The 18,389-nt window shown below is 69.4% G+C and carries 26 protein-coding genes; 8 read left to right on the forward strand and 18 right to left on the reverse strand.

All coding sequences use genetic code 11. The features are described 5' to 3' along the window. Positions 1–14 precede the first annotated feature (14 nt). From G6553_RS03315 to G6553_RS03330, 4 genes are all read left to right on the forward strand, one after another. Entirely contained in the window at positions 15–800 is a 786-nt protein-coding gene (locus G6553_RS03315; RefSeq protein ID WP_166189162.1) for a hypothetical protein, read from the forward strand. 62 nt (positions 801–862) lie between these two features. Further along, the gene (locus G6553_RS03320) at positions 863–1,504 is read left to right on the forward strand and encodes a hypothetical protein (RefSeq protein ID WP_242679942.1); all 642 of its coding nucleotides are present in this window, start codon (positions 863–865) and stop codon (positions 1,502–1,504) included. Between the two features lie 17 nt (positions 1,505–1,521). Continuing rightward, a complete protein-coding gene (locus G6553_RS22000) occupies positions 1,522–2,310 on the forward strand; it encodes a GIY-YIG nuclease family protein (RefSeq protein ID WP_207619305.1) in 789 nt (262 codons plus the stop codon). A gap of 40 nt (positions 2,311–2,350) precedes the next feature. Further along, the gene (locus tag G6553_RS03330) at positions 2,351–3,589 is read left to right on the forward strand and encodes an RNA methyltransferase (RefSeq protein WP_166189167.1); all 1,239 of its coding nucleotides are present in this window, start codon (positions 2,351–2,353) and stop codon (positions 3,587–3,589) included. Here G6553_RS03330 and G6553_RS03335 read toward each other — a convergent pair. The 10 genes from G6553_RS03335 to G6553_RS03380 all read right to left on the reverse strand — a co-directional run bounded on the left by G6553_RS03335 (position 3,562) and on the right by G6553_RS03380 (position 10,817). Then, on the reverse strand, positions 3,562–4,245 hold the full coding sequence (locus G6553_RS03335) for a hypothetical protein (RefSeq protein WP_166189169.1): 684 nt from the start codon (positions 4,243–4,245) through the stop codon (positions 3,562–3,564). The two genes, G6553_RS03330 and G6553_RS03335, sit on opposite strands and share 28 nt — an antisense overlap. A 5-nt stretch (positions 4,246–4,250) precedes the next feature. Continuing rightward, a complete protein-coding gene (locus G6553_RS03340) occupies positions 4,251–5,045 on the reverse strand; it encodes a DUF3883 domain-containing protein (RefSeq protein ID WP_166189171.1) in 795 nt (264 codons plus the stop codon). Continuing rightward, a complete protein-coding gene (locus G6553_RS03345; protein ID WP_166189172.1) occupies positions 5,042–5,359 on the reverse strand; it encodes a hypothetical protein in 318 nt (105 codons plus the stop codon). Before G6553_RS03345 ends, G6553_RS03340 begins: the two co-directional genes overlap by 4 nt. Beyond that, positions 5,359–5,613: a hypothetical protein gene (locus tag G6553_RS03350; protein WP_166189174.1), complete on the reverse strand. Its 255-nt coding sequence runs from the start codon at positions 5,611–5,613 to the stop codon at positions 5,359–5,361. Before G6553_RS03350 ends, G6553_RS03345 begins: the two co-directional genes overlap by 1 nt. A gap of 79 nt (positions 5,614–5,692) precedes the next feature. Beyond that, entirely contained in the window at positions 5,693–6,514 is an 822-nt protein-coding gene (locus G6553_RS03355) for a hypothetical protein (RefSeq protein WP_166189176.1), read from the reverse strand. Beyond that, complete coding sequence (locus G6553_RS03360) at positions 6,514–7,146, reverse strand: hypothetical protein (RefSeq protein ID WP_166189178.1); 633 nt, start codon at positions 7,144–7,146, stop codon at positions 6,514–6,516. The genes G6553_RS03355 and G6553_RS03360 overlap by 1 nt, the downstream gene beginning before the upstream one ends. Before the next feature lie 171 nt (positions 7,147–7,317). Beyond that, positions 7,318–7,860, reverse strand: coding sequence for a hypothetical protein (locus tag G6553_RS03365; protein WP_166189180.1), 543 nt, complete (start codon positions 7,858–7,860; stop codon positions 7,318–7,320). 156 nt (positions 7,861–8,016) lie between these two features. Further along, the gene (locus tag G6553_RS03370) at positions 8,017–8,766 is read right to left on the reverse strand and encodes a hypothetical protein (RefSeq protein ID WP_166189182.1); all 750 of its coding nucleotides are present in this window, start codon (positions 8,764–8,766) and stop codon (positions 8,017–8,019) included. Positions 8,767–8,938: 172 nt separating this feature from the next. Further along, positions 8,939–10,462, reverse strand: a complete 1,524-nt coding sequence (locus tag G6553_RS03375) for a hypothetical protein (protein ID WP_166189183.1) — start codon at positions 10,460–10,462, stop codon at positions 8,939–8,941. Further along, positions 10,452–10,817, reverse strand: coding sequence for a hypothetical protein (locus G6553_RS03380; protein WP_166189185.1), 366 nt, complete (start codon positions 10,815–10,817; stop codon positions 10,452–10,454). Before G6553_RS03380 ends, G6553_RS03375 begins: the two co-directional genes overlap by 11 nt. Positions 10,818–11,049: 232 nt before the next feature. On the opposite strand from G6553_RS03380, the gene G6553_RS03385 reads away from it, so the two are divergent. Further along, positions 11,050–11,904 (forward strand): hypothetical protein, encoded by an 855-nt coding sequence (locus tag G6553_RS03385; protein WP_166189187.1) that lies wholly within the window; start codon positions 11,050–11,052, stop codon positions 11,902–11,904. Positions 11,905–11,937: 33 nt separating this feature from the next. Here the strand turns inward: G6553_RS03385 and G6553_RS03390 are convergent, their stop codons facing one another. The 8 genes from G6553_RS03390 to G6553_RS03425 all read right to left on the reverse strand — a co-directional run bounded on the left by G6553_RS03390 (position 11,938) and on the right by G6553_RS03425 (position 16,619). Next, the gene (locus G6553_RS03390; RefSeq protein ID WP_166189188.1) at positions 11,938–12,114 is read right to left on the reverse strand and encodes a hypothetical protein; all 177 of its coding nucleotides are present in this window, start codon (positions 12,112–12,114) and stop codon (positions 11,938–11,940) included. Between the two features lie 9 nt (positions 12,115–12,123). After that, on the reverse strand, positions 12,124–12,354 hold the full coding sequence (locus G6553_RS03395; RefSeq protein ID WP_166189190.1) for a hypothetical protein: 231 nt from the start codon (positions 12,352–12,354) through the stop codon (positions 12,124–12,126). A gap of 119 nt (positions 12,355–12,473) precedes the next feature. Continuing rightward, complete coding sequence (locus G6553_RS03400; RefSeq protein WP_107767044.1) at positions 12,474–12,923, reverse strand: hypothetical protein; 450 nt, start codon at positions 12,921–12,923, stop codon at positions 12,474–12,476. 31 nt (positions 12,924–12,954) lie between these two features. Next, positions 12,955–13,671, reverse strand: a complete 717-nt coding sequence (locus G6553_RS03405; protein WP_166189192.1) for a hypothetical protein — start codon at positions 13,669–13,671, stop codon at positions 12,955–12,957. Then, the gene (locus G6553_RS03410) at positions 13,668–13,832 is read right to left on the reverse strand and encodes a hypothetical protein (protein ID WP_166189194.1); all 165 of its coding nucleotides are present in this window, start codon (positions 13,830–13,832) and stop codon (positions 13,668–13,670) included. The genes G6553_RS03405 and G6553_RS03410 overlap by 4 nt, the downstream gene beginning before the upstream one ends. Positions 13,833–13,942: 110 nt before the next feature. Beyond that, complete coding sequence (locus G6553_RS03415) at positions 13,943–14,350, reverse strand: hypothetical protein (RefSeq protein WP_166189195.1); 408 nt, start codon at positions 14,348–14,350, stop codon at positions 13,943–13,945. Between the two features lie 506 nt (positions 14,351–14,856). Then, a complete protein-coding gene (locus tag G6553_RS03420) occupies positions 14,857–16,206 on the reverse strand; it encodes an ATP-binding protein (RefSeq protein ID WP_107767048.1) in 1,350 nt (449 codons plus the stop codon). A 98-nt stretch (positions 16,207–16,304) separates the two neighbouring features. Next, complete coding sequence (locus G6553_RS03425; protein ID WP_166189197.1) at positions 16,305–16,619, reverse strand: hypothetical protein; 315 nt, start codon at positions 16,617–16,619, stop codon at positions 16,305–16,307. 269 nt (positions 16,620–16,888) lie between these two features. On the opposite strand from G6553_RS03425, the gene G6553_RS03430 reads away from it, so the two are divergent. The 3 genes from G6553_RS03430 to G6553_RS03440 all read left to right on the forward strand — a co-directional run bounded on the left by G6553_RS03430 (position 16,889) and on the right by G6553_RS03440 (position 18,385). After that, complete coding sequence (locus tag G6553_RS03430; RefSeq protein WP_107767050.1) at positions 16,889–17,089, forward strand: helix-turn-helix domain-containing protein; 201 nt, start codon at positions 16,889–16,891, stop codon at positions 17,087–17,089. An 85-nt stretch (positions 17,090–17,174) separates the two neighbouring features. Beyond that, positions 17,175–17,783 carry a DUF1819 family protein gene (locus G6553_RS03435; protein WP_347565463.1) on the forward strand — a complete coding sequence of 203 codons (609 nt, stop codon included), beginning with the start codon at positions 17,175–17,177 and terminating at the stop codon, positions 17,781–17,783. Next, positions 17,783–18,385: a DUF1788 domain-containing protein gene (locus G6553_RS03440; RefSeq protein ID WP_107767052.1), complete on the forward strand. Its 603-nt coding sequence runs from the start codon at positions 17,783–17,785 to the stop codon at positions 18,383–18,385. Before G6553_RS03435 ends, G6553_RS03440 begins: the two co-directional genes overlap by 1 nt. The last annotated feature ends 4 nt before the right edge of the window (positions 18,386–18,389 follow it).

Here is an 18,389-nt window from a genome sequence, read left to right on the forward strand (position 1 = left end):
CGTACTTTCTGGCCATGGAGACTCAGGGCCGCACGTCGATCTGGTTCACCCTGAACGGCCACCGCTACGAGCTGGCCCGCCAGGACGTCGAGAGCCGCCTCGCCGACGTCGCGCCCGACGCCATCCGCAAGCACGCCGTGAAGGTGAAGGGCACCTGGTTCCCGGTCATCCAGGCATTCGAGCTCGCCACCGGCATCCCGCGATCGGAGTTCATGTCCAACACCGCCCGCCGACACCTGGCGGCCCTGGGGTATGAGGTCGCCGGCGATGTCGAGCCGCGCACCGAGCCGCCGGCGGTCCGCGGCGCGGCCACGCCGTTAGCTGCTCCGGCACCCGCGCAGGATCCCGTCGAGGGGAAGCCAGCGGAGCTGGCGGGGGAGTGGCATACCGAGGCCAACGTCCAGGCATCCCTGGTGACCGCGCTCGCAGCCGAGGGGTGGCGCATCCTGTCGGTGGCCAACACCGCGACCAAGGAGCACGGCATCGACGTGATCGCCGCCCGGAACGGCCAGACCGTCGGTGTTGAGGTCAAGGGGTTCCCCAGCCGCGGCTACGCCGACCCGGCCCGGGCAGGCGAGCTCAAGCGCACCAGCCCGAGCACGCAGGCCGGCCACTGGTACTCCCAGGCGGTGCTCGCGGCGATGCGCCTGCGTGGCAAGGAGCCGGCCTGGGGCAGCGTCATCGCGCTGCCCGACTTCCCGCGCTACCGCGACCTGCACGCCGAGACGGCCGGATCACTGGCCGCGGCGCAGATCGACGTGTGGTGGGTCGACCAGACCGGCGCGGTGCACCGGCCGTGACCGTCGCCCGGTGGTACTTGCGGCCGGAAGGCGAGGGCCTCACCCTACGAAAGGCGCCGCGGTTGGCCAGCTGGAACAAGGCGACCGACCCCGACCAGGTCCGGTTGCGCGAATACCTCGAGGACACCGCCGAACTCCTGGCGCCCGCCATGGTCGTCGGCCCCTGGGCGCTCCGACTCGACATTGGGCTGCCAGCCGGGCGCGACCTCATCGACATGGCCGACCTGGACAACTATGCCTTCCCACTGGCCACCCGACTCCGCAACGAGGACCTGGTGACGGTGTGGTGCAGCAAGCGGCACGCGGACACCTCACGGGTACTGGTCGCTCCCGCGGCTGAGAGTGCGGCACCCAGCGCCATCTACACCGTGCGCACGACCGCGTCGGCCGGGACCACGGCCTTCAAGGAGCAGGTCCGGTCCGCGGTGGTCGACGCTGCCACGATCCCGACCGGCGCCATGCATCTGCAGCTGGCGTTCGTCGTCGGCCCGCAGCGCAACTGGCTCACGCTCTGGAAGCCCACGATCGACGCCCTCGACCCGCTCTTGGGCCGCACTCGTGCAGACCGCGACTGGCATCCACAAGACGGCCGGATCACCGATCTCGGCCTCCACGTCACCGTCGATCCCTCGCTCGGCCACGACATCCTGGTCAGCATCGCCGCGGCGCCGGCCGCCGCACCTAGAACGGAAGGCCCTCGATGACGCTCACGTTCGGCTCAGTGATCACCAGCGCTGGCCTCGACCCGGCCGAGGCGCTGGTCATTCGGCACGCCTACGTGCGTGAGCACGAAGACGGCACAGTGGGCATCCACGGCGACTCCTCCGACGCCGAGATCTTGGCTTATACGAGCATCCAGTCGGCCAACACCCGCACCTTCCCGGCCGCGCCTCCCCGCGTCTGGATCGTGTTCCGGCCTGAGGGTGGGGACCGCGCACGGCTGTGGTCGGTCCTGGTGAATCACGGCGAGACCGCGCACGACGGGCTGCTTCGCACCTTCCACCTCGAGCCGTCGGAACTGATGAGCGACCTGCGGAACCGGTTGGTGATCCAGTGGCGCTCCCCGCGCACCTGGAGGATCAACGCGACCACCGCGGCCGCGTATCCGGTGATGGAGATCGCCGACGCCGAGCCGGTGAGGTTCCCCGGCTTCGACGCCCTCACGCTGGACTACCCCCAGCTGCAGGCCGTCATCCGAGAGCACCGCTACGCCGCATGGCGCACCGCCCTCTCATCAGTGATCGGGGTCTACCTCATCACCGACACCCGCGACGGCCGCCACTACGTCGGCAAGGCCGACGGCGCCGAGAACATCCTCCAGCGCTGGGCCGCCTACGCGACCAACGGCCACGGCGGCAACGTGGAGCTCCGCAACCTGGACCCGGCCAGCTTCCGCCTGTCGGTGCTGCGGGTCTTCGACCCGGCAACCCCCACCCGCGAGATCGACGCCGCCGAAAGCCACTACAAGTACGCCCTCGACTCACGCCGGCACGGCCTCAACCGCAACTGATCCGCCCACTTCTGTCAGTCCTGTGCGGCAGAGTTCCCTCGTGCCACTGACGGCGCAGCACGCCGCGGCAGGCGTGCTCGACGCAACCGTTGACCCGCTCGGCGAAGGTACGCCCTGGGAGGCGATCCACCGAGCGCGACCACGCGCGCCCCTGACGTGTCGCGAGTGCGGGCATGGGCTCCACGCCAAGCTCTCGCCAAAGGGGCTGAGGTTCTTCGCCCACGACCGGGCCGCGCCGACGTGCTCGCTGGTCGGCGAGACCATGGCCCACCGACTGCTCAAGCTGCAGCTGGCCTCGGCGATCCGCGACGCTGGCTGGTACGCCGAACTCGAGGTCGCCGGCGAGGGCTGGCGGGCCGACGTGCTTGCCACCAGCCCCGACGGCACGAGGCGGATGGCATGGGAGGCACAGCTGGCACAGATCACCGTCGACGAGCTGCGCGAGCGCACCGCGAGGATGGAGGCCTCCGGGGTGCCGGTGTGCTGGGTCACCGATCATGACCGGCCGTGGATCGGAGCAGTACCCGCGATTCAGATCTCCCAGCCCACCGAGCCATCGCAGGCCGCAGCCACCGATGCCGAGGTCGTCGACGGGACCAGCGTGTTCCGTGAGCGGTGGTGCCCGCGTCGGCGCTGTGAGAACGACGGCGGCGCTCCTGGCCCGTGCCCTGGCCACGGCTGGTGGGGGCCGGTCGTGCCCGCCGTGGGCCTCGGGGTCTTAGTCGCCGGCGTCCTGGCCGGCATGGTCAGAACGCACCAGGTCGTCCCGGGCAGATCCGTGACATTCCTTCCCCTCCCAGCGCCGATCGTGTGGACCACTCGGCCGCACGTCATCGCCGAACGCGGCCAACTGGATGCAGGGGAGCGCCGGCGTGAGTACGACGAACTCGCGGACGCGGAGCGTGAGCGCCACCTTGCGGCGATCGCGGCAAAGCTCGCCCGCCAGCAGGCACTCACGCCGCCGGCGGTCGAGCTCGTTCGCCGAGAGGCGCGAGGCTACGTCGGTGTGCGAGACGCGGCCCCGGAGTGGGCGATGGGCGTGCCGCTGTTCGTCCACGACATGCCGCAGGGGGTGATCAGCCCGGTCGTCAGCAGGATCTCGGCCGAGGTCCTCGAGCGGCTCCGCGGCCTGACGTTGTTCGTCGCCACCGAGACTGAGCGGCGCGCCCTGGCGCGGGCGTGCGGATCCGAGCAACGGATCGTGCTGTTCGAGGTGGAGATTCCGGACCAGCCGCGGCCGCCCGGGGTGACCTACAGGAGGGCCGGGCGGGTGCGGTAGACCTGAACCTGGTCGCGGAGCTCGTTGCTGGCGATCGCCAGACCGGCGTACGCCGCGGCCGCGGCTGCCAGGTTGAACGACGAAGCTGGCGTGCAGACGACGTCGGAGGCACTCAGGGAGCCGTCCTCGAGGCGGTCGGCGAAGGTGTCGGCGGCCGCGGCCGCGTCAGCTGCGTGCTGGGTGATCCCCGCCGGTACGGGCTTTCCGGCGCCGGACACGAATGCCTCCCACACGAACAGTTCTGCGTCGCCGGCCAGCCACGGGTCGGGCCGGGTGGTGCACCGCAGCCCGGGGACCCCGGAGCCCACCCGCTCGAGCACCCAGGCCATCTGCACCAGCCCCGTGGCCAAAGCGCCGCTGCCGGCGCCGGCCGACCAGGGCCTGGAGCGACCGTCGACGGTCTCGCCCTGGCGCGCCTGCCCCAGGGTCCTCCATCCGTCGACGGGCCCGATCGGACTGACCGGAACCATCAGGGGAGCCTCGAACCCGAGCGCCACTTGCACGCCGCCGGCGAGTGCCTCGAGCACGGCGAGGGCCGCGCCCTCGGGATGGCCGCCACCCTCGCCGACCGGTCGTCGGCCGGGAAGGTCGAGAGCGGCCCAGGCGAAGTTGTTCCGAACCGAGCCGACGTCGACGGCAACGACTCGCGTTTCCATCGGCGTCACGGGGCGAGGTTGACGCGGTAGACGGTCGGATCCGCGGCCGCCGCTACGGTCTTGCGGTCGTACTCGGCCAGCGTTGGGTCGGTGAGCGCGTTGGTCACCACTGCCAGGAGCCACGCAGTGTCGGTCTCGGCGGTGCGCAGTTCGTTGCGCGTCATGAGGACCGAGGGCATGGAGCTCGAGACGCCCTTGACCTCGATGTGACGCTCCTGGCCGTCGTTGCGGATTGCGGTCAGGTCCCATCCGCACTTGAGGTGGGCGACGCGGGTCACGTCCCATCCTGCTGCTTCGTAGTGATACTGGACCGCGGCCTCAGCGGCCAGCTCGACCGTGCGGTTCGTAGCGGCGTCGCCGAAACCGGCTCCCCAAGCTCCGACGGCGATCGTGCTCGAGGTCTCGCGGGGGTCGCCGGGGTGGACCGGTGTTTCGATGGGGCCGCTGTACTCCCGCACCAGGACGGGAACCGACCGTGGGTGCGTCCGGTAGCCCAGGCCGCGCTGGGTGAGGACCTTGACCAGGTCCGTGCGGAGTGGGATCAGCCGGTGGCGCGTCTCGATGCCGATCTCGAGCAGTTCGGCCCACAGGGTCATGATGTTGCCGGGGGAGCGGTGCCAGCCGTCGTCGTAGGGCGCCGCGGTGTCCCACAGGTAGGCGTGGAGGAGTGTGAGGAGCTCTTCCTGCTCCTCGGCCGGGTAGAGCTTGAGCGGGACCCGGGCGCGGCCGAGTTGGTCGGCGCGGCTCAGGCCGGCACGGATGAGGTCGACGAGCCGGGCGTTGGAGTCGTGCGAGCTCACGGGGGATCGCTCGCCGTTCCTCGCGGGTACTCGATGTCGAAGTGCGAGGCGATGATCTCGGTCGTCTCGCAGCCCCAGCCGGCGCGGCGATCCATCGGGTCGGGATCGTCGCCGATGTCGTCGCAGACTCCCGAGCCGGATCCGCAGTTGCGGTGTAATGCGATGAGCTTGCGGGCGAGCGGGTCGTTGATCGTGTTGAGGCGACGCATGGCGTCCACCCACCTCGAGACCGGTGCCTGGCTATCGTCCACCTCGTACACCACGTCCATGTGCTCGGCCGCGCTGGCTTCCTCGTCGTACTCGTAGCGGACCATCAGCGCATCCCGAAGAACGAGGTGATCCGGTCGACCTGCTTCTGGTCGAGGAGCGCCGGCCGGCAGGCCCCGTAGGCGTTGGTCAGGTCGATCACCAGCTGACGGGTCTGGTCGAGGCTCAGGTCGATCGTCGCCGTCCCCCCGTCGATGCTGGTGACCTTGAGGTCGATGCGCTGGACGTCCTCGTCGATGTATCGGGCATGAGCCCCGATCTTCTTGGCCCGGACGGCCTCGCTGCGCTTGAAGAGTCCCACGGGTGAATCGTGGCATGCCGGGCCCCTTGGCCGGGCGAGAACAGAACGAGGCAGCCCGGGCCATGGTGCTTGGGCGGCGCTACAGAGAAGGCAGGGCCCGGATCCGCTCAGGCATCAAGGACATGTCGGCGCCGAACGGGATCACGGTGAAGACCTTGCTCACGTCGGTCATGCTGATCCGGGCCGGGTTCAGCGCCGGGAGTGCGGCGCCGAGCGGGCGGATGCGCTCCAACCCGACCTGAGCTGCGGCCCGGTCCAGGCGGTCGTCGTGATCCGGTCCCGACGGGTAGGTGCGGCCGACGACCAGCAGCACGACCTTGCCGATGCCGATGGACTCGGAGGCGTTGATCGGCCCGGTCTGGATGCTGAAACCGCTCGGTCGACGGAGGGCGTCGAGGTAGACCCGGGAGTCCCCGTGGAGCGCGAGGGCGTAGGGGACCCTGGGCGGATCAGCGGGCCCGACGTATTCGGCCACCCGCGCGGCGTATACCCGAACGCCCTTGGGCGTGCCGCCGTGGCCTGTGCTGAAGCGTCGCAGGAGCAGCTCCCTGCTGGCCTCGGCGCCCAGCACCCCGGAACCGCGCTCGAGGGCGAAGAGCAGCGTGACCCAGACCGCCCAGTCGCCGAGGTGGTCCAGCGTCTTGCGGGTCACGGGCGCGCCCGTCTCGATCAGGCTCATCATGTCGGGCCGCATGTGCAGGGCGCTCGTCGCCTGGTTGTGCGCATCGCAGAGGGTCGTCCAGAACTGAGCGAGGTCCTCGCGGTTGGGGTCGATGCCGAACCGCTTCCACAGGGTCTGCGGGATGATGTGCTCGAGGGTCGGACCGGCGAGCGCTCCGCACAGCAGGCAGGGACCTGAGCCAGGGTCGGGTGTTGCCTTGTGGGCTGTCGTGGTGCTCACTAAGTCGCCTTCGGCTCGAGGTAGCCGATCGGACCGCCGCTGGAGACGACGATGCGGCCGTCCATAATCTGCTTGGCCATCCGGCGCAGGTGGTCCGGGGTGTTCTGGGGGTAGGTCACCGACATACCGGGGTGAACGCGTGCGAGGAGCTGCCCTGCGTAGTGGTGCCGCGGGACGTCCTCGTCGGCCCTGGTGACGCTGTCGGCTCGCTCAAGGATCCGGTAGGCCGCGACCGGGAAGGTCGCCACGGTCACGACGAACAGCTCGTTGTCGACGACCTTGGCGGGGTCGGAGCGCCACCACCGGAGGCTGGCGGCCTCGAGCTCGTCGTCACTGTGCTCGACGTGGAAGCCCATCCACCGGCGGGGGTCGGCGGGGTACTTCGTGCGGTCGGCCTCTTCCCGTGCATCGGTGCGCAGCACGGTGAGGGCGCCCGACGTCACCAGGAGCCGGTCACGGCCGGTCAGGTGCTCGACCTCCGTGGCTGTGGTCGGCGTGCTCAGGATCCCAGCCCGGACGAGCTTGTCGACGCCGGCAGGGTTGAGCTCGAGCCGGGCGGCGGCCTGGGTGCGGGTGAGGGTGTCGGACTTAGGCGTGGGTGTCGCGGGCGGAGCGAACGTCGGCAGCGGCATGTGCTGTCCCTTCGGTAGGGGCCGGCCCTGAACCTCGGTGGTCCCTGGGCATCGGTAGATCCATCCTACCTGTGCGTTGACTAACGCAACGAATGGATTTGCACCGATCTCTCCCGTCGGCGAGGAGCGGCGATGGGGACCGGTGTGCGCCGTCCGAGAGGCCTGGGACGACTACCGCCTCTTGCCTCCCTCGAAGCTGCCGGGAACGAGGCGATCCATGGCGTCCCGCCGTTCGTGGTAGGTGACCTGCCCGCCGCCGCTGCACTCGGTCACGCCCGCGCGCGTCTGCTTGGTGTGGGCTTCCACTGTCCAGTCGCCCGCCTTCAGCGTGACGGTCACGCTCTGCAAGCACACTGGGCACTTCCGGGTTCGAGTGGGCACGGGCTTCTTCGTCTCGCCGCCGCTCTTCCCCTTGCCGGTGCCTCTGCTGGTCTTCTTGTACTTGCACTTGATGCACTTGCCCAGCTCGTCGTCGAAGGAGAGCACCGACTTCTGCTTCTTGCAGACCGGGCAAACCTTCGTCTGGACGGGTGCGGTGACCTTGCCCCGCTTGCCGTAGCCCTGTGCGCAGCGAGGTCGCTCTGGCGGAGCCGTCTGGGTCATCTGGGCCTGCAGGTACGCCTCGCAGGAAGCATGGAGGGAGAGGTACTCCTCCGCGGCGGCAAGTTCATCAGGCGTGAGTGATCCGTCCGCAGCGTCCACGAGCTCCCGCATCCGACGAAGCTTCCGTCGGTGGGCGGGTTGCAAGCGATAGGCGTAGCCCATCCTGCCGGTCCTTCTCTGTTCAGGCCCGCCCGTTTTGGCGGTGCTGCAAGGGAAGCACAGGCGCCCGACACGAGAGACCGATTCCGGAGGTTCTGCGCGCTGCCTTCAATGAAGCCGTCGGACGTTCTCGGCGGGCCATGGGTCTCGTCGCCCGAGGATGCTTGCCAACTCCGCCAGTGTGTCCTCGCGGAGCATGGTCGGATCGGTCGCCATGGCCTCGAGCAAGCTTCTTACTTGAGCTGGCGGGAGTTCCGCCAGCGACTGCTCGAGCTCGGCAATGCCGTCGCCTTCTCTGTCGCCGATGTTGGCGCTCGCCACCAGTCTCATCTGCTCATCGCTGTAGGCACGGGCTGCGAGGGCAGCTAAGTAGCGAGCCTGCGCCTCGGCTCGCGACATGTCCGGTCGGTCCTCGGCCGGCGCCTCGATGACTTCCTGCCCTGGCTCAACGTTGGCTACCTCGACCACGCCGGTCTTGCGCGCCTTTCCGCGTGCGCGCCGCGCAACGATCTTGGCTCGTTGGGCGTCGAAGGCCGGCCGGGCTGTCTCCCGGTACCACTGCGCGAGGAGGGGCTTCGCTCGCGCTATTCCCCGATCGATCAGGTGGGAGACGATGGCGGCGATTGCCTCCTCGAGTTCCTCCTGCTCGCGAGACTTCCGACGCTGTTCGATCGGAACGTAGACGGTCTCTGTGATGACGAGCTCGTCGGACTCGGTTTCGTCGTCAGGGATGAAGCGGGCGCTTCCTTTGAGGTTGCCATCGCCGTCGAAGAGGTTCTGATGGAGGCCACCTTCCTTCTTATGGCCTGGGGTGAGGTCGTCGTCATCCCACTCGTAGTGCCCCTTGATTCGCCCCATGTTCCTGAGAGTAGTTGCCGCGGTGCGGCCGGCTCCTGTGTTCAAGATGAGATTGGTGGTCTCGGCCTGGCGGGTTGCTTTTCCTTCATCTGCAGCTTCTGACGCCAATGTGGCCCTCTGCATGCTGGGTGGCAGTGTTCTCTCCGGCCGCATTTGACAAGCGTTGTGCAGGTCACCGCCGCGGCCCGGTGGACGTCGCGATTGGTGGGCGTCCGGCCTCGGGCACGGTCTTGCCGCGCAACCCAGGGTCCCCGTCATGAGTTGCCGCCATGGCCTCGCGCTGATGCAGTGTGGCCACCGCTGAGGCCGAGCTGGTGGCGTCGATCGTGGCGTCGCTGGCCGCGCGCAGGGTTTCCGCGACAGGCGGGGGGAGTGGCACGAGGCGCTTGGCGAAGATGTCGGTGGGGGAGACCCAGACGACGTCGCCCTCGGCCGGCGGGGTGGCCATGCCGGCCTCAACATCGTTGTGCGCCCGGCGCGACAGGGCTCGGGCCGGCCCGATGAGGTCGGGTGCGGCAGCCTTCTCGGCGACGACCACCGCGAGCTCAGACCCGGCCTCGATCGCACGCAGCGTTGCGGGCACGGCTTGGAGCAGCCCTGGGCGGCCGGCGATGACCTCGGGGCTGGCCAGGGTGGTCTTGTCGTGGGTGACCTGGCGGTACGCGGCGCGGACCTCCGCGGCCGCGCGGGCCAGCGACTCCTCGAGGCGGGCTCCTGGGGGAGCGAGGTCGCCCCAGCGGCTGGCCAGGTTGCTCCAGGACCGCCCTGCGTCGGCGATGGCCGGGACCAGGCGATCGGAACGCTCGAGCACGCCGGCGGTCGCGGCCGCGTCGACGAGGACCAAGCTCGCGCCGGCGATCAGCCCCTGGGTGCGCGTGATCAGCAGGATGTTGGACGGTTCGAGGTCCCGGACCAGCGCGCGGTGGGTCTGGATGTCCCAGTTGGCCAGTGCTTGCGCCAGCCGGCCGGGGTCGTCGACGGGGCGCATCGCTTCGCCGGCGAGGGCTTGGGCGAACCGGTCGGTCAGGTAGCTGCGGGCGGTGTTCTCGCAGGCGGAGATCCGGTCGATCCAGACACCGGTGGGCGCGATCGCGTAGGGGGAGTGGCGCTGTGCCAGGTGGATCCGTCGGCCGGCGCTGCGGGCGTCGTTGACGCGGTCGCGGCCGTGCTCGTGGAGCGCGACGTTCACGGCGTGGGCAGTGAGGTAGAGCCCGTGCATGATCCGGGTGCGTGCTGCCTCGAGGTCGCGGTGAGCGTCGGGCTGCTCGTGGCGGATCTCGGCGCCGTAGCGGCGGACCAGCGAGGCGGCGTTGAGGAATGTCTGGGTCATCTGGTCGATGCGGGGGCTGGTCGGGCCTCGCCCTGGCCAGGCCGTGCGGCCGGAGAGGCTGGCCTCGATGGTGGCGGCCTGGGCGGAGAGGCTGGTGATGGGCCGGTCGCGCTCGTCGACGGCAGGTCGTCGACCGGGCAGGGATGCCCACAGGTCCTCGGCGGCTGCGACCATCGTCGGCCAGCTGCGCAGCAGCGTGCCGGCCGCGTCTCCGTCGACGTCCATCAGCAGCTGGCGTGCGAGGTAGTCGACGTCGAAGAGCATCTCGCCGACGCTGCGCACGTCACGCGAGGTCATCGGGATCTGGTCGACGTCGAAGAGCTCCTCGTCGATGTCGGCGTACGCCAGCCGCAGGTCAGTAGCCAAGGCCGCGGGCTTCCCGGATGAGGTCGCACAGGTCCACGACCAGCTGGGACCCGTGCACCAGGTCGGGCCGGTGCAGCGGCAGGGGACGGGTCAACTCCTCGGCCTCGGTGAGCAGCTGCAGCGGCGTGCGCTCCTCGAGCTCCGCGTCCTCGTCGACGTCGGGCAGCTCGTAGTCGTCGGGCAGCAGGGCGCTGGCCTGGGAGTGCGCGAGATAGACGCCGAGACCGAGGTCGTGCAGCGGCGAGTCGGCGGCGGACCGGTCGGCGTCGCTCCACACCTGGGTGGCGGCCTGGTGCAGCAGGAGGGCGATCGAGCCGAGGCGGTCCCAAGTGCCGTCAGCGTTGAGGGTGTCCACGGGTGTTCCTTTCGGTCGGAGGTCGGTCTGGCCCATGAACCCACGTCCGGGTCGGTCCTCGCTCCGCTGCGCGGCGGGCTGTGGATAACTCGGGGTCGTGTCGGCGGCTGGGCACAAACTGGTCTCGTTCGCCTATGTCGTACGGCGGTCGCCGGACGATCACCGCGAGCAAAGTCAAGAGATTCGCACTAGTGCTGACAGATGGAGGAGGGTCGTGATGATGAGGTTCTCGATGACCGTGCTGAGGGTGGTGACGCTGGCGCCGGCGCTGCTGGTGAGCTTTGTCCTCACCGTGGTGGTGTGCGCCCTGCTCCCGCCGGCGCTCGGCCTGGTGGCGTTCCTGGTTGCAGCCGGCCTGCTCGCTGCGCTGGCGCTCGGCCAGTTCGAGGTGCCGGCGATCGCGACGCTGACCCTGTCCCGTCTCGCGACCGCAGCTGAGCTCCAGGTGATGGCGCCGGTGCTCGCCGAGCTGGGCGGCCGCGGCATCGACGTCGGTGCCCTGTTCGTGCGCCGGCGTCAGGGTCCGAGCACCCCGGTGGCTGTCGCGATCGCGGATCGCGCGGTCGTGGTCACTCCCGAGCTGGTGGAGGCCATGTACCGCGGAGGAGTGACCACTGCGGAGGCGGCCGCCGCGATGGCTCATGCTGTCGGCCGTCGGCGAGCGATCCGGCCACGGCTGGAGCTCGCTGTGCTCGCCGCGACGACGCCGTGGCGGCTGGTGGTCGGGACGTTCCGTGGCGTGGGCCGAGCCTTCGCCTGGCTTCCGTTCATGCGGCTGGCGTGGACGCTGCGGGGTGTCGTCGGTGTGATCTGCATCGTGCAGTCGGTCGCTGAGGGCCGGGCCGCTCCGGGGATCCTGGGCGGCGCGGTGATCGCCCTGACCTACCTGGTGCCGGCGGCCAGCCGGCGGATCGAGGCCTGGTCGGAGGCCGCTGCCGACCAGCTGGTGGTCTCCCTCGGCCTGGGCTCCGTGCTGGCTGGTCTGCTCCGGCGTCATAGGCATCCAATGACGCTCGAGCGGCTGGAGCGCCTGGAGACAGCCGTCGAGCAGCAGCCGCGACCGCGGCTGCACCTGGTGCACGGCTGAGGAGCTCTCTCTGGGCGCTACAGGGTCCGCGGGCTACTCGTCGTCCTGGAAGCCGGACGTTGAGTGGTGCACGCAGCCGCGGCCGTTGCCCTCGTGCGGCTTGTGGTTCATGCACGGCAGCGACCCCAGCTTGTGGGAGCAGTCGACCCAGCGGACCGTCGTTCGGCCGACGATGCGGCTGGCGTCCGCTGATGCGAGTGCGGTAGCCATCGCGACCCCCTAGCGGCGCGGGCCGCGGCGGCGGCCGAGCTGGGGCCGCTGGTAGACGGCCGTGTCGGTGTGGTCGTGCTGGCGGCCGGATCGGTGGACCTGCGCGATCTCGGCGTCGGGGGTGGGGCCGGTGTCGGCGGCCACGGCCTGGGCGGCAGCCTCCTCGGTGGCCCTGATCTCCTCTGCGCGCTGACGGGCCTCTTCCTCGAGCGCGGCTTCCTCGCGAGCGGCGTCACTCATGTGAACTCCCATGGATCCCGTGGACCGGCACCGGCTGTGCCAGTTCTCCTTGGTCTCCTAAGTGCGGACCAGCTGTGGGAGCGATCACTTCGGCTGATCCGGTTGGCGCCCCGGGCAGGTCAGGTCGGCTGTGCCAGCAGCGTGGCTCCCAGCAGCTGGGCGGTGTGCTCGACGACCGCCAGGGATACATGCTCACCGGGGCGGTCGCAGCACGGATGGGTGTCGAAGCCCTCGTCGACGACGACGCGGTGCAGCTGGCCACCGCAGGCACGACATCGCCGGCCGGCGTGGGTGGGGCACTGGTCGACCGCCACGACGCAGGGCAGGCACGCCGCGGGCGTCGGTGGGCTCACTTGGTGGTCACGGTCCCAGTCGCGTCGCTGACGCAGCAGCGTGGCGGTCTGTCGCCACAGCAAACGCTCGAGGTGCGCCGGCGCCGGTTGACCGAGCGCCTGGTCGACGACCGCTTTGAGCAGCTGCTCACCACGGCCGAGGAGTCGTTCGTCGAGGCCACGGGCGTAGCACCACCGGGCCAGCGTCTTCGCGGCCATCGTCAGCTGCCCGTCCATGACCTGCCCTGGTCGAGGTCCATGGCTCCCTCTACCGACTCGGGGACCGGGGCGTCGGGAGCGACGATGCGCTCGGGATCGGGTCCCGGCTCCGCTCGGACATCCGTCGGCGGGCGCTGTCGGTGATCTCGCTGGCGATCCCGGCCGACTCACGGGCGCTGGCCGCGGCGTGGTCGACGATGTTGCCGAGCAGGCGCACGTCCTCGTCGGCGCGGCCGAGCTCCTTGCCGGCGGTCGCGATGCTTCGCTCCAGGCTGACCGGCTCCAGCAGGCCCAGGGCAGTGACGTCCCGGCTGGCCTGGTGCGCGGTCTCGACGTGCTGGGCAGCCAGCTGGGCGACCGGCTTTGCGAGAGCGACCATCTCGCCGACGACCGCGATGCGCGGCTTGAGCTGCGCGATCTCGCTGGCGATGACGGGATCGGAGGTGTCGGCCAGGTCGAGGAGGGTGCGGGCGTCGGTGACCGACTGCGATGCGCGGTGGAGGTGCGCGAACAGGTCGTGGGTGAGGTCCGGCATGTCGTTGCACCGCGTGCGCAGCCGGCCCAGGTGCTCGCCGGCGGCCTCGAGGTAGAACGAGCCGCGCTCGGACAGCTTGGCCTTGGCCGAGTCAAGCTCGGCGTCGTCGAGCACGCGGAGTGCGGAGGCGATCGTCTCGTGGAGCTCCTCCACGACCCAGCACGCTCTGCTCACGGCCTGCTCGGCCTCGAACACAGCGTCGGCGGCGTTCAGCGTGGTGTCGGTGGTCATGCCGACACACCGTCTCCGGTTTCGGGCCGGGGAGCGGTCGGAGGCGGCAGTACCTCGCGGAGTCGATCGAGCGCAGCCACGGCCAGCTCGAGGTAGGCGCGGGCCTCCTGAACCGGGTCACGGTTGGCCGTGACGAACGGGGAATCGGTGGGCGTGCTCACGGGCAGCTCCTTGGTGGACCGGGGTCATCTCTCAGTCACCAAAGGAAGGTCGACCCGTCGGGGCGATCACCCGACGCGAAGAAATCTCGCGATGTTCAAGTGGAGCCGGGTCAGGGCTGGTCCCAGGACATCGACTCCTGCCCCTCGTCGGCGCCCTGGCTGATGATGTGCGCGGTGGCGTTCCGCGCGGCGTTGAGGTGCTTGTGGAGGTCGACCGCGAGACCGCGGGCCTCCTCCAGGACGAGACGGGCGACGCCGATCGCCATGGCCGGGTCGGACTCGTCGGTCATCGAGTCCATGCTGAGCACCTGGTGAGTCAGGGCCTGCTCGAGCCTGCTGGAGAGCTGCGAGAAGGCCTGGGGGAGCGCGGCCGCGAGGTCGGCGAACTCCGCCAGCTGGTCGGAGGTCTCGGCCGGGATCTGGTCGCGCTCCCACATCGTGGCGCGGTTGAAGCCGTAGACGTGCTCGCGGGCGGCCGCCGCGTGTCCGCCCGCTCCGAGCTGGTCGTTGTCGTCCACCGGGTTGTCCTTCCTGCCGAGAGGTGTCGCTGACTCGAGTCTCCCGGATCTCGCGGGCGGACGCGTGGCCGTCGGCGGCCGGCTGTGGATAACCGCAGGGTCCCCTCCATTCCTGCGAGGCGGGAGACTGAGCAGCCATCGAGGACAAAGGGGCCCTGATCGCGCGGCGGGTTCGCGATGTCCGCCCTGCATGGTTCAACGCCCCCAGGATGTCGAGGCCTATCGCCGGCTCGCCGCGGGGGTCAGCGAGTGGAACGCCTACTGCGCCCCGACGACGGAGACACTGACGTCAGACGACTCCGAGTTGCTCGACAAGCTTGGCCGATGTCGCGCCGCCGTAGCCCCTTGCCGCGCTGCTGCCCGACGTGACAGGGCCCATGTTGCGACGGGCCAGCCGCCAGCTCTAGCGCTATCGCGGTCCGTGTCGGCCCGCTCCAAGCCCGTTGCTCAGCTGCGTTGTGTAACTGTATGTATGCCAACACCGTTCGGTAGAGGTGCGCCGCCACTCAGGAACGCGGCCGCCCAGATCCGGCGCTGGGCGGTGGCAACTGGCGGGTTTCGTTCTGCTCGCTTAGGCGCAGCATGTCCCCACCCGCGTGCGCTGCTGAGGGATCCAGCCCGGCGTTCGCGATCATCTCCTGCAAGCTCAGCAGCTCGGTCGCTGCCTCGGGTCGTGTGCGTTCGTAGTGGCTCAGAACGAAGCGGTTGAAGAGCGGGACCGCCATCGCCAGTTGGCCTCGCTTGGGTGCGTAGACGTCGCCCTCCTCGATGAGCTCCTCACGGAGCCAGGACAGCTCTTGCTGGGAGCGACCGAGAGTCTTGGCGATCGCCGCTGTCGAGGCGCGCCCGCCGTGCAGAGCGAGGGCGGCAAGGAACTCCATCTGTCGATCGCTGATTCGGTCCCAGCGGGGGCCAAGAGTGCGGCGCTCGAGCATGTCGGCAACCCGGGGGAGTGCGGCTTCGACGTCGCCGAGGGTGATCTGGTCGGGCCCCGGCGCGGATGTCCAGATTGCGTGGGCGAACAGCTGCAGGTGGGCCGGGTAGCCGTTGCTGGCCTCCACCACGACTGCCGCCGCCTCGGGGGTCCACGCGACACCGACCCGGCGTGCTGGCTCCACCACGGCGTAGCGGGCGTCATCGGGTTGGAGAGTGAGGGGGATGGGCTCCAGCACGAAGAGGCGATCAGGGTGGGTCACGCCAGCCTTGCGGAGCGCATCGGGAGTGAAGGGCAGCCCGGTGCCGGCGAAGAGAACCGGCGCGGAGGGGTGGTCGACGTTGAGTCGGTGCAGCGTCGCCGCGAGCAGGGCGAGGTCAGGGCCAGAGGCGACCTGGAGCTCATCGACGGTGATCAGCAGGCCCCCGCTGTGGGCGTCCTTGCGGACCTCAGCCGCCAGCGTAGCCAGGGCGTCAGCGAGCGTTCCCGCGTCCAAGCCTGCTGCGGGAGCGTCGGATGGGCGAGTGGAGATACCGGCACCGATACCCGCGATGCTCAGGTTGACCCCACCGACCCGCTCGAAGGCCTTGCGGGCGCGCTGCCACGGGCCGGCCTCCTCGGCCATACGGGTGCGAGCGCGTTGGAGCAGCGCCTCTACCAGACCAGCGTGGCCCGAGACAGCCTGGAGGTTGACCACCTCGAAGCCTTGCTCCTTGGCCAGGTCCGCGAACGCGCTCACCGTGACGGTCTTCCCCACGCCGCGCGGGCCGGCAAGAATCATGTCCTGTGCGCGGACGCGGCCGCTAGAGACAATGTCGTTGAGCACCAAATGCCAGTCACGGAGAAGGCCGTCTCGTCCTGCCAGGACGGGCGGGTTGTGGCCGGCACCGGGCGTGTATGGGCTCTGATCCACCAGCGCCACCTTCCTAGACTCACCTAGATTTAGAGGGTTTTCTAGGTCAGTCTAGGTGGAAGTCAGCTCACTCGGCCGGAGGAGCTCTCGCGCGTGTGACCGGCGCGTCAACGGCCGATCCGGGGTGGCGGGGGAGGTGCGCCGCCGGCAATGGACCGGTCGGCGCCGAGGCGTCGACGGGCTGCATGGTCGGGACTCTTGGGGGGTAGGCCGGCCTCGTCGGCGACTAGGGATTCACCGAGCTTGTCGGCAAGCTCGGCGATGTCGGCCGACAGCACCTGCTCGAGGACGTCCGCGATGCTGGCGATGGAGCCGTCGCAGTGGTCGACCAGGTCGGCGGCGAGGCGATCGAGGGCGCGGTCGCCCTGCTGGGTGAAGGTGACGATGCCCGAGCCCGGCTGCTCCGCGGGTGAAGTGCTCATTGGGTCCTCCTCTGCTTGGTCACCTAGGTGATCCCGGACCTTGGGAGCGATCAGATGGGCGAGAGCATTTCGCCAGCTCGGCAGCGGGCGCCCCGGGTGTCGTGGGAGCTGGTCAGGTTGCCGGGCCGGAGCGCCGGTGACGGACAGTGGGCCGGCGGCTCCAAGACAGGCCCTTGGTTCTGCTGAACCGGCCGAAACCAGGCTCATCCTCGACTACGCTCGGACACACCCGGCTAAAGCCGGTTCGCCGAGGGAAGGGTCGACGCGTCGTGTCCGAACCGTGGTTGTCCGCAGAGGACATCGCCGCCCATCTCGGCGTCACGAAGGACACGGTCTACGCCTGGATCGCCGACAAGGCCATGCCAGCCCATAAGGTCGGCCGGCTCTGGAAGTTCCAGACCAGCGAGGTCGACGAATGGGTGCGCCGCGGCGGTGCCGCTACCTCAGATGAACCGAGCAACACCGGCTGACTTGTCGCCCGACAGGACAGAACTGTCGCCGGTCCCCGATAGCCTGAACGACTTTGCCCGAGACGCCAGTAAGGAGGTGCCAGCCGTGACCGACGCCGAGACCAGCGATCGCTATGCGTTGTCGTTCACCACCGGCACGCTCCTAACCCGTGAGGCCGCCCTCCTGGCGCCCGCCTACCTCGAGGAACGCGACTGGGAGAAGGCCCGTGACCGAGCCGTGGCCGACAACCTTCTCCAGGCGCGCACGCACCGCAGCGGCGTCCGCCTCGTCCGCGAGACGGTGAAGCGCCTTTCGGCCCTGACCGAGCCAGAGCTCGAGCTCCTCGGCGACCTCACGGCCACCGAGCGCGGCCACCTGCTGTGGGTGGCGGCCTGCCGCCGCTACAGCCTCATCGCGGAGTTCGCCGAAGAGGTCCTGCGCGAGCGGTTCCTGCTGCTAGCACCGACACTCGCCTACGAGGACTTCGACGGCTTCATCCGGAGCAAGGCCCTGTGGCACGACGAGCTCGCAACGATCAAGGACTCAACCATGCAGAAGCTGCGATCCACGGTGTTCAAGATGCTTGTGGAAGCCGAGCTGCTCTCGGAGTCCGGGCACATCGTGCCCGCCGTCCTGTCCGAACGACTCCTCGCTCTCCTGAATCTCCGCACGCCGAGCGACATCCGCTTCTTCCCCACCCGGAGCGCAGCCTGATGAAGACGATGGACCTGAACGCACAAGAAGCGCACCTGCTCGCCGTGCTGAGCAGCCAGCGGTTCCTTCGTATGGAGGGACTGAGCAACGAAGTCCCGTTCTTCATCTACCCGTTCCCGCCCGAGGCCTCCCTCGCGGTCGCGCAGGCGAAGAAGCGGATCAAGACCAAGCTCTCGACCAAGCACGGCATCACCGTGCGAGAGGTCAACCTCTACGACCTGTCGGTGGAGATTCTCAAAGGACGCGGTGTCTGGGAGCGAGTGCTCGCGTTCGAGCCCGACCACGACAAGGACGACTTGCGCGAAATGTTGCAGGCCATGCTCGACCCGCAACTCCACCTCGCCCCGGCGCTGCAGGCCAAGGTGCAGGACGGCGCCTTCGACATCGTCTTCCTTACCGGCATAGGCGAGGTCTTCCCCTACATCCGGTCCCACAACGTGCTCAACAACCTGCAGAGCGTGGTGACCGGAAGGCCGATGCTCATGTTCTTCCCCGGCGACTACCGGCAGTCAGACTCGCTCGGGTCGAGTCTCGTCCTGTTCAACACGTTGACCGACGACCAGTACTACCGAGCCAAGAACATCCTGGAACAGGAAGCGTGACCCG

It is taken from the genome of Nocardioides sp. IC4_145 (genome assembly GCF_011250565.1).
Taxonomy (GTDB): domain Bacteria; phylum Actinomycetota; class Actinomycetes; order Propionibacteriales; family Nocardioidaceae; genus Nocardioides.

Coding starts and splice junctions, on each gene's coding strand:
- G6553_RS03315 (WP_166189162.1), top strand. CDS start 15: ATGGAGACTCAGGGCCGCACGTCGATCTGGTTCACCCTGAACGGCCAC.
- G6553_RS03395 (WP_166189190.1), bottom strand. CDS start 12,354: ATGAGTGACGCCGCTCGCGAGGAAGCCGCGCTCGAGGAAGAGGCCCGT.
- G6553_RS03390 (WP_166189188.1), bottom strand. CDS start 12,114: ATGGCTACCGCACTCGCATCAGCGGACGCCAGCCGCATCGTCGGCCGA.
- G6553_RS03425 (WP_166189197.1), bottom strand. CDS start 16,619: ATGAGCACTTCACCCGCGGAGCAGCCGGGCTCGGGCATCGTCACCTTC.
- G6553_RS03405 (WP_166189192.1), bottom strand. CDS start 13,671: ATGACCACCGACACCACGCTGAACGCCGCCGACGCTGTGTTCGAGGCC.
- G6553_RS03345 (WP_166189172.1), bottom strand. CDS start 5,359: ATGGTCCGCTACGAGTACGACGAGGAAGCCAGCGCGGCCGAGCACATG.
- G6553_RS03400 (WP_107767044.1), bottom strand. CDS start 12,923: ATGGACGGGCAGCTGACGATGGCCGCGAAGACGCTGGCCCGGTGGTGC.
- G6553_RS03335 (WP_166189169.1), bottom strand. CDS start 4,245: ATGGAAACGCGAGTCGTTGCCGTCGACGTCGGCTCGGTTCGGAACAAC.
- G6553_RS03440 (WP_107767052.1), top strand. CDS start 17,783: ATGAAGACGATGGACCTGAACGCACAAGAAGCGCACCTGCTCGCCGTG.
- G6553_RS03360 (WP_166189178.1), bottom strand. CDS start 7,146: ATGCCGCTGCCGACGTTCGCTCCGCCCGCGACACCCACGCCTAAGTCC.
- G6553_RS03370 (WP_166189182.1), bottom strand. CDS start 8,766: ATGGGGCGAATCAAGGGGCACTACGAGTGGGATGACGACGACCTCACC.
- G6553_RS03385 (WP_166189187.1), top strand. CDS start 11,050: ATGACCGTGCTGAGGGTGGTGACGCTGGCGCCGGCGCTGCTGGTGAGC.
- G6553_RS03365 (WP_166189180.1), bottom strand. CDS start 7,860: ATGCGGGAGCTCGTGGACGCTGCGGACGGATCACTCACGCCTGATGAA.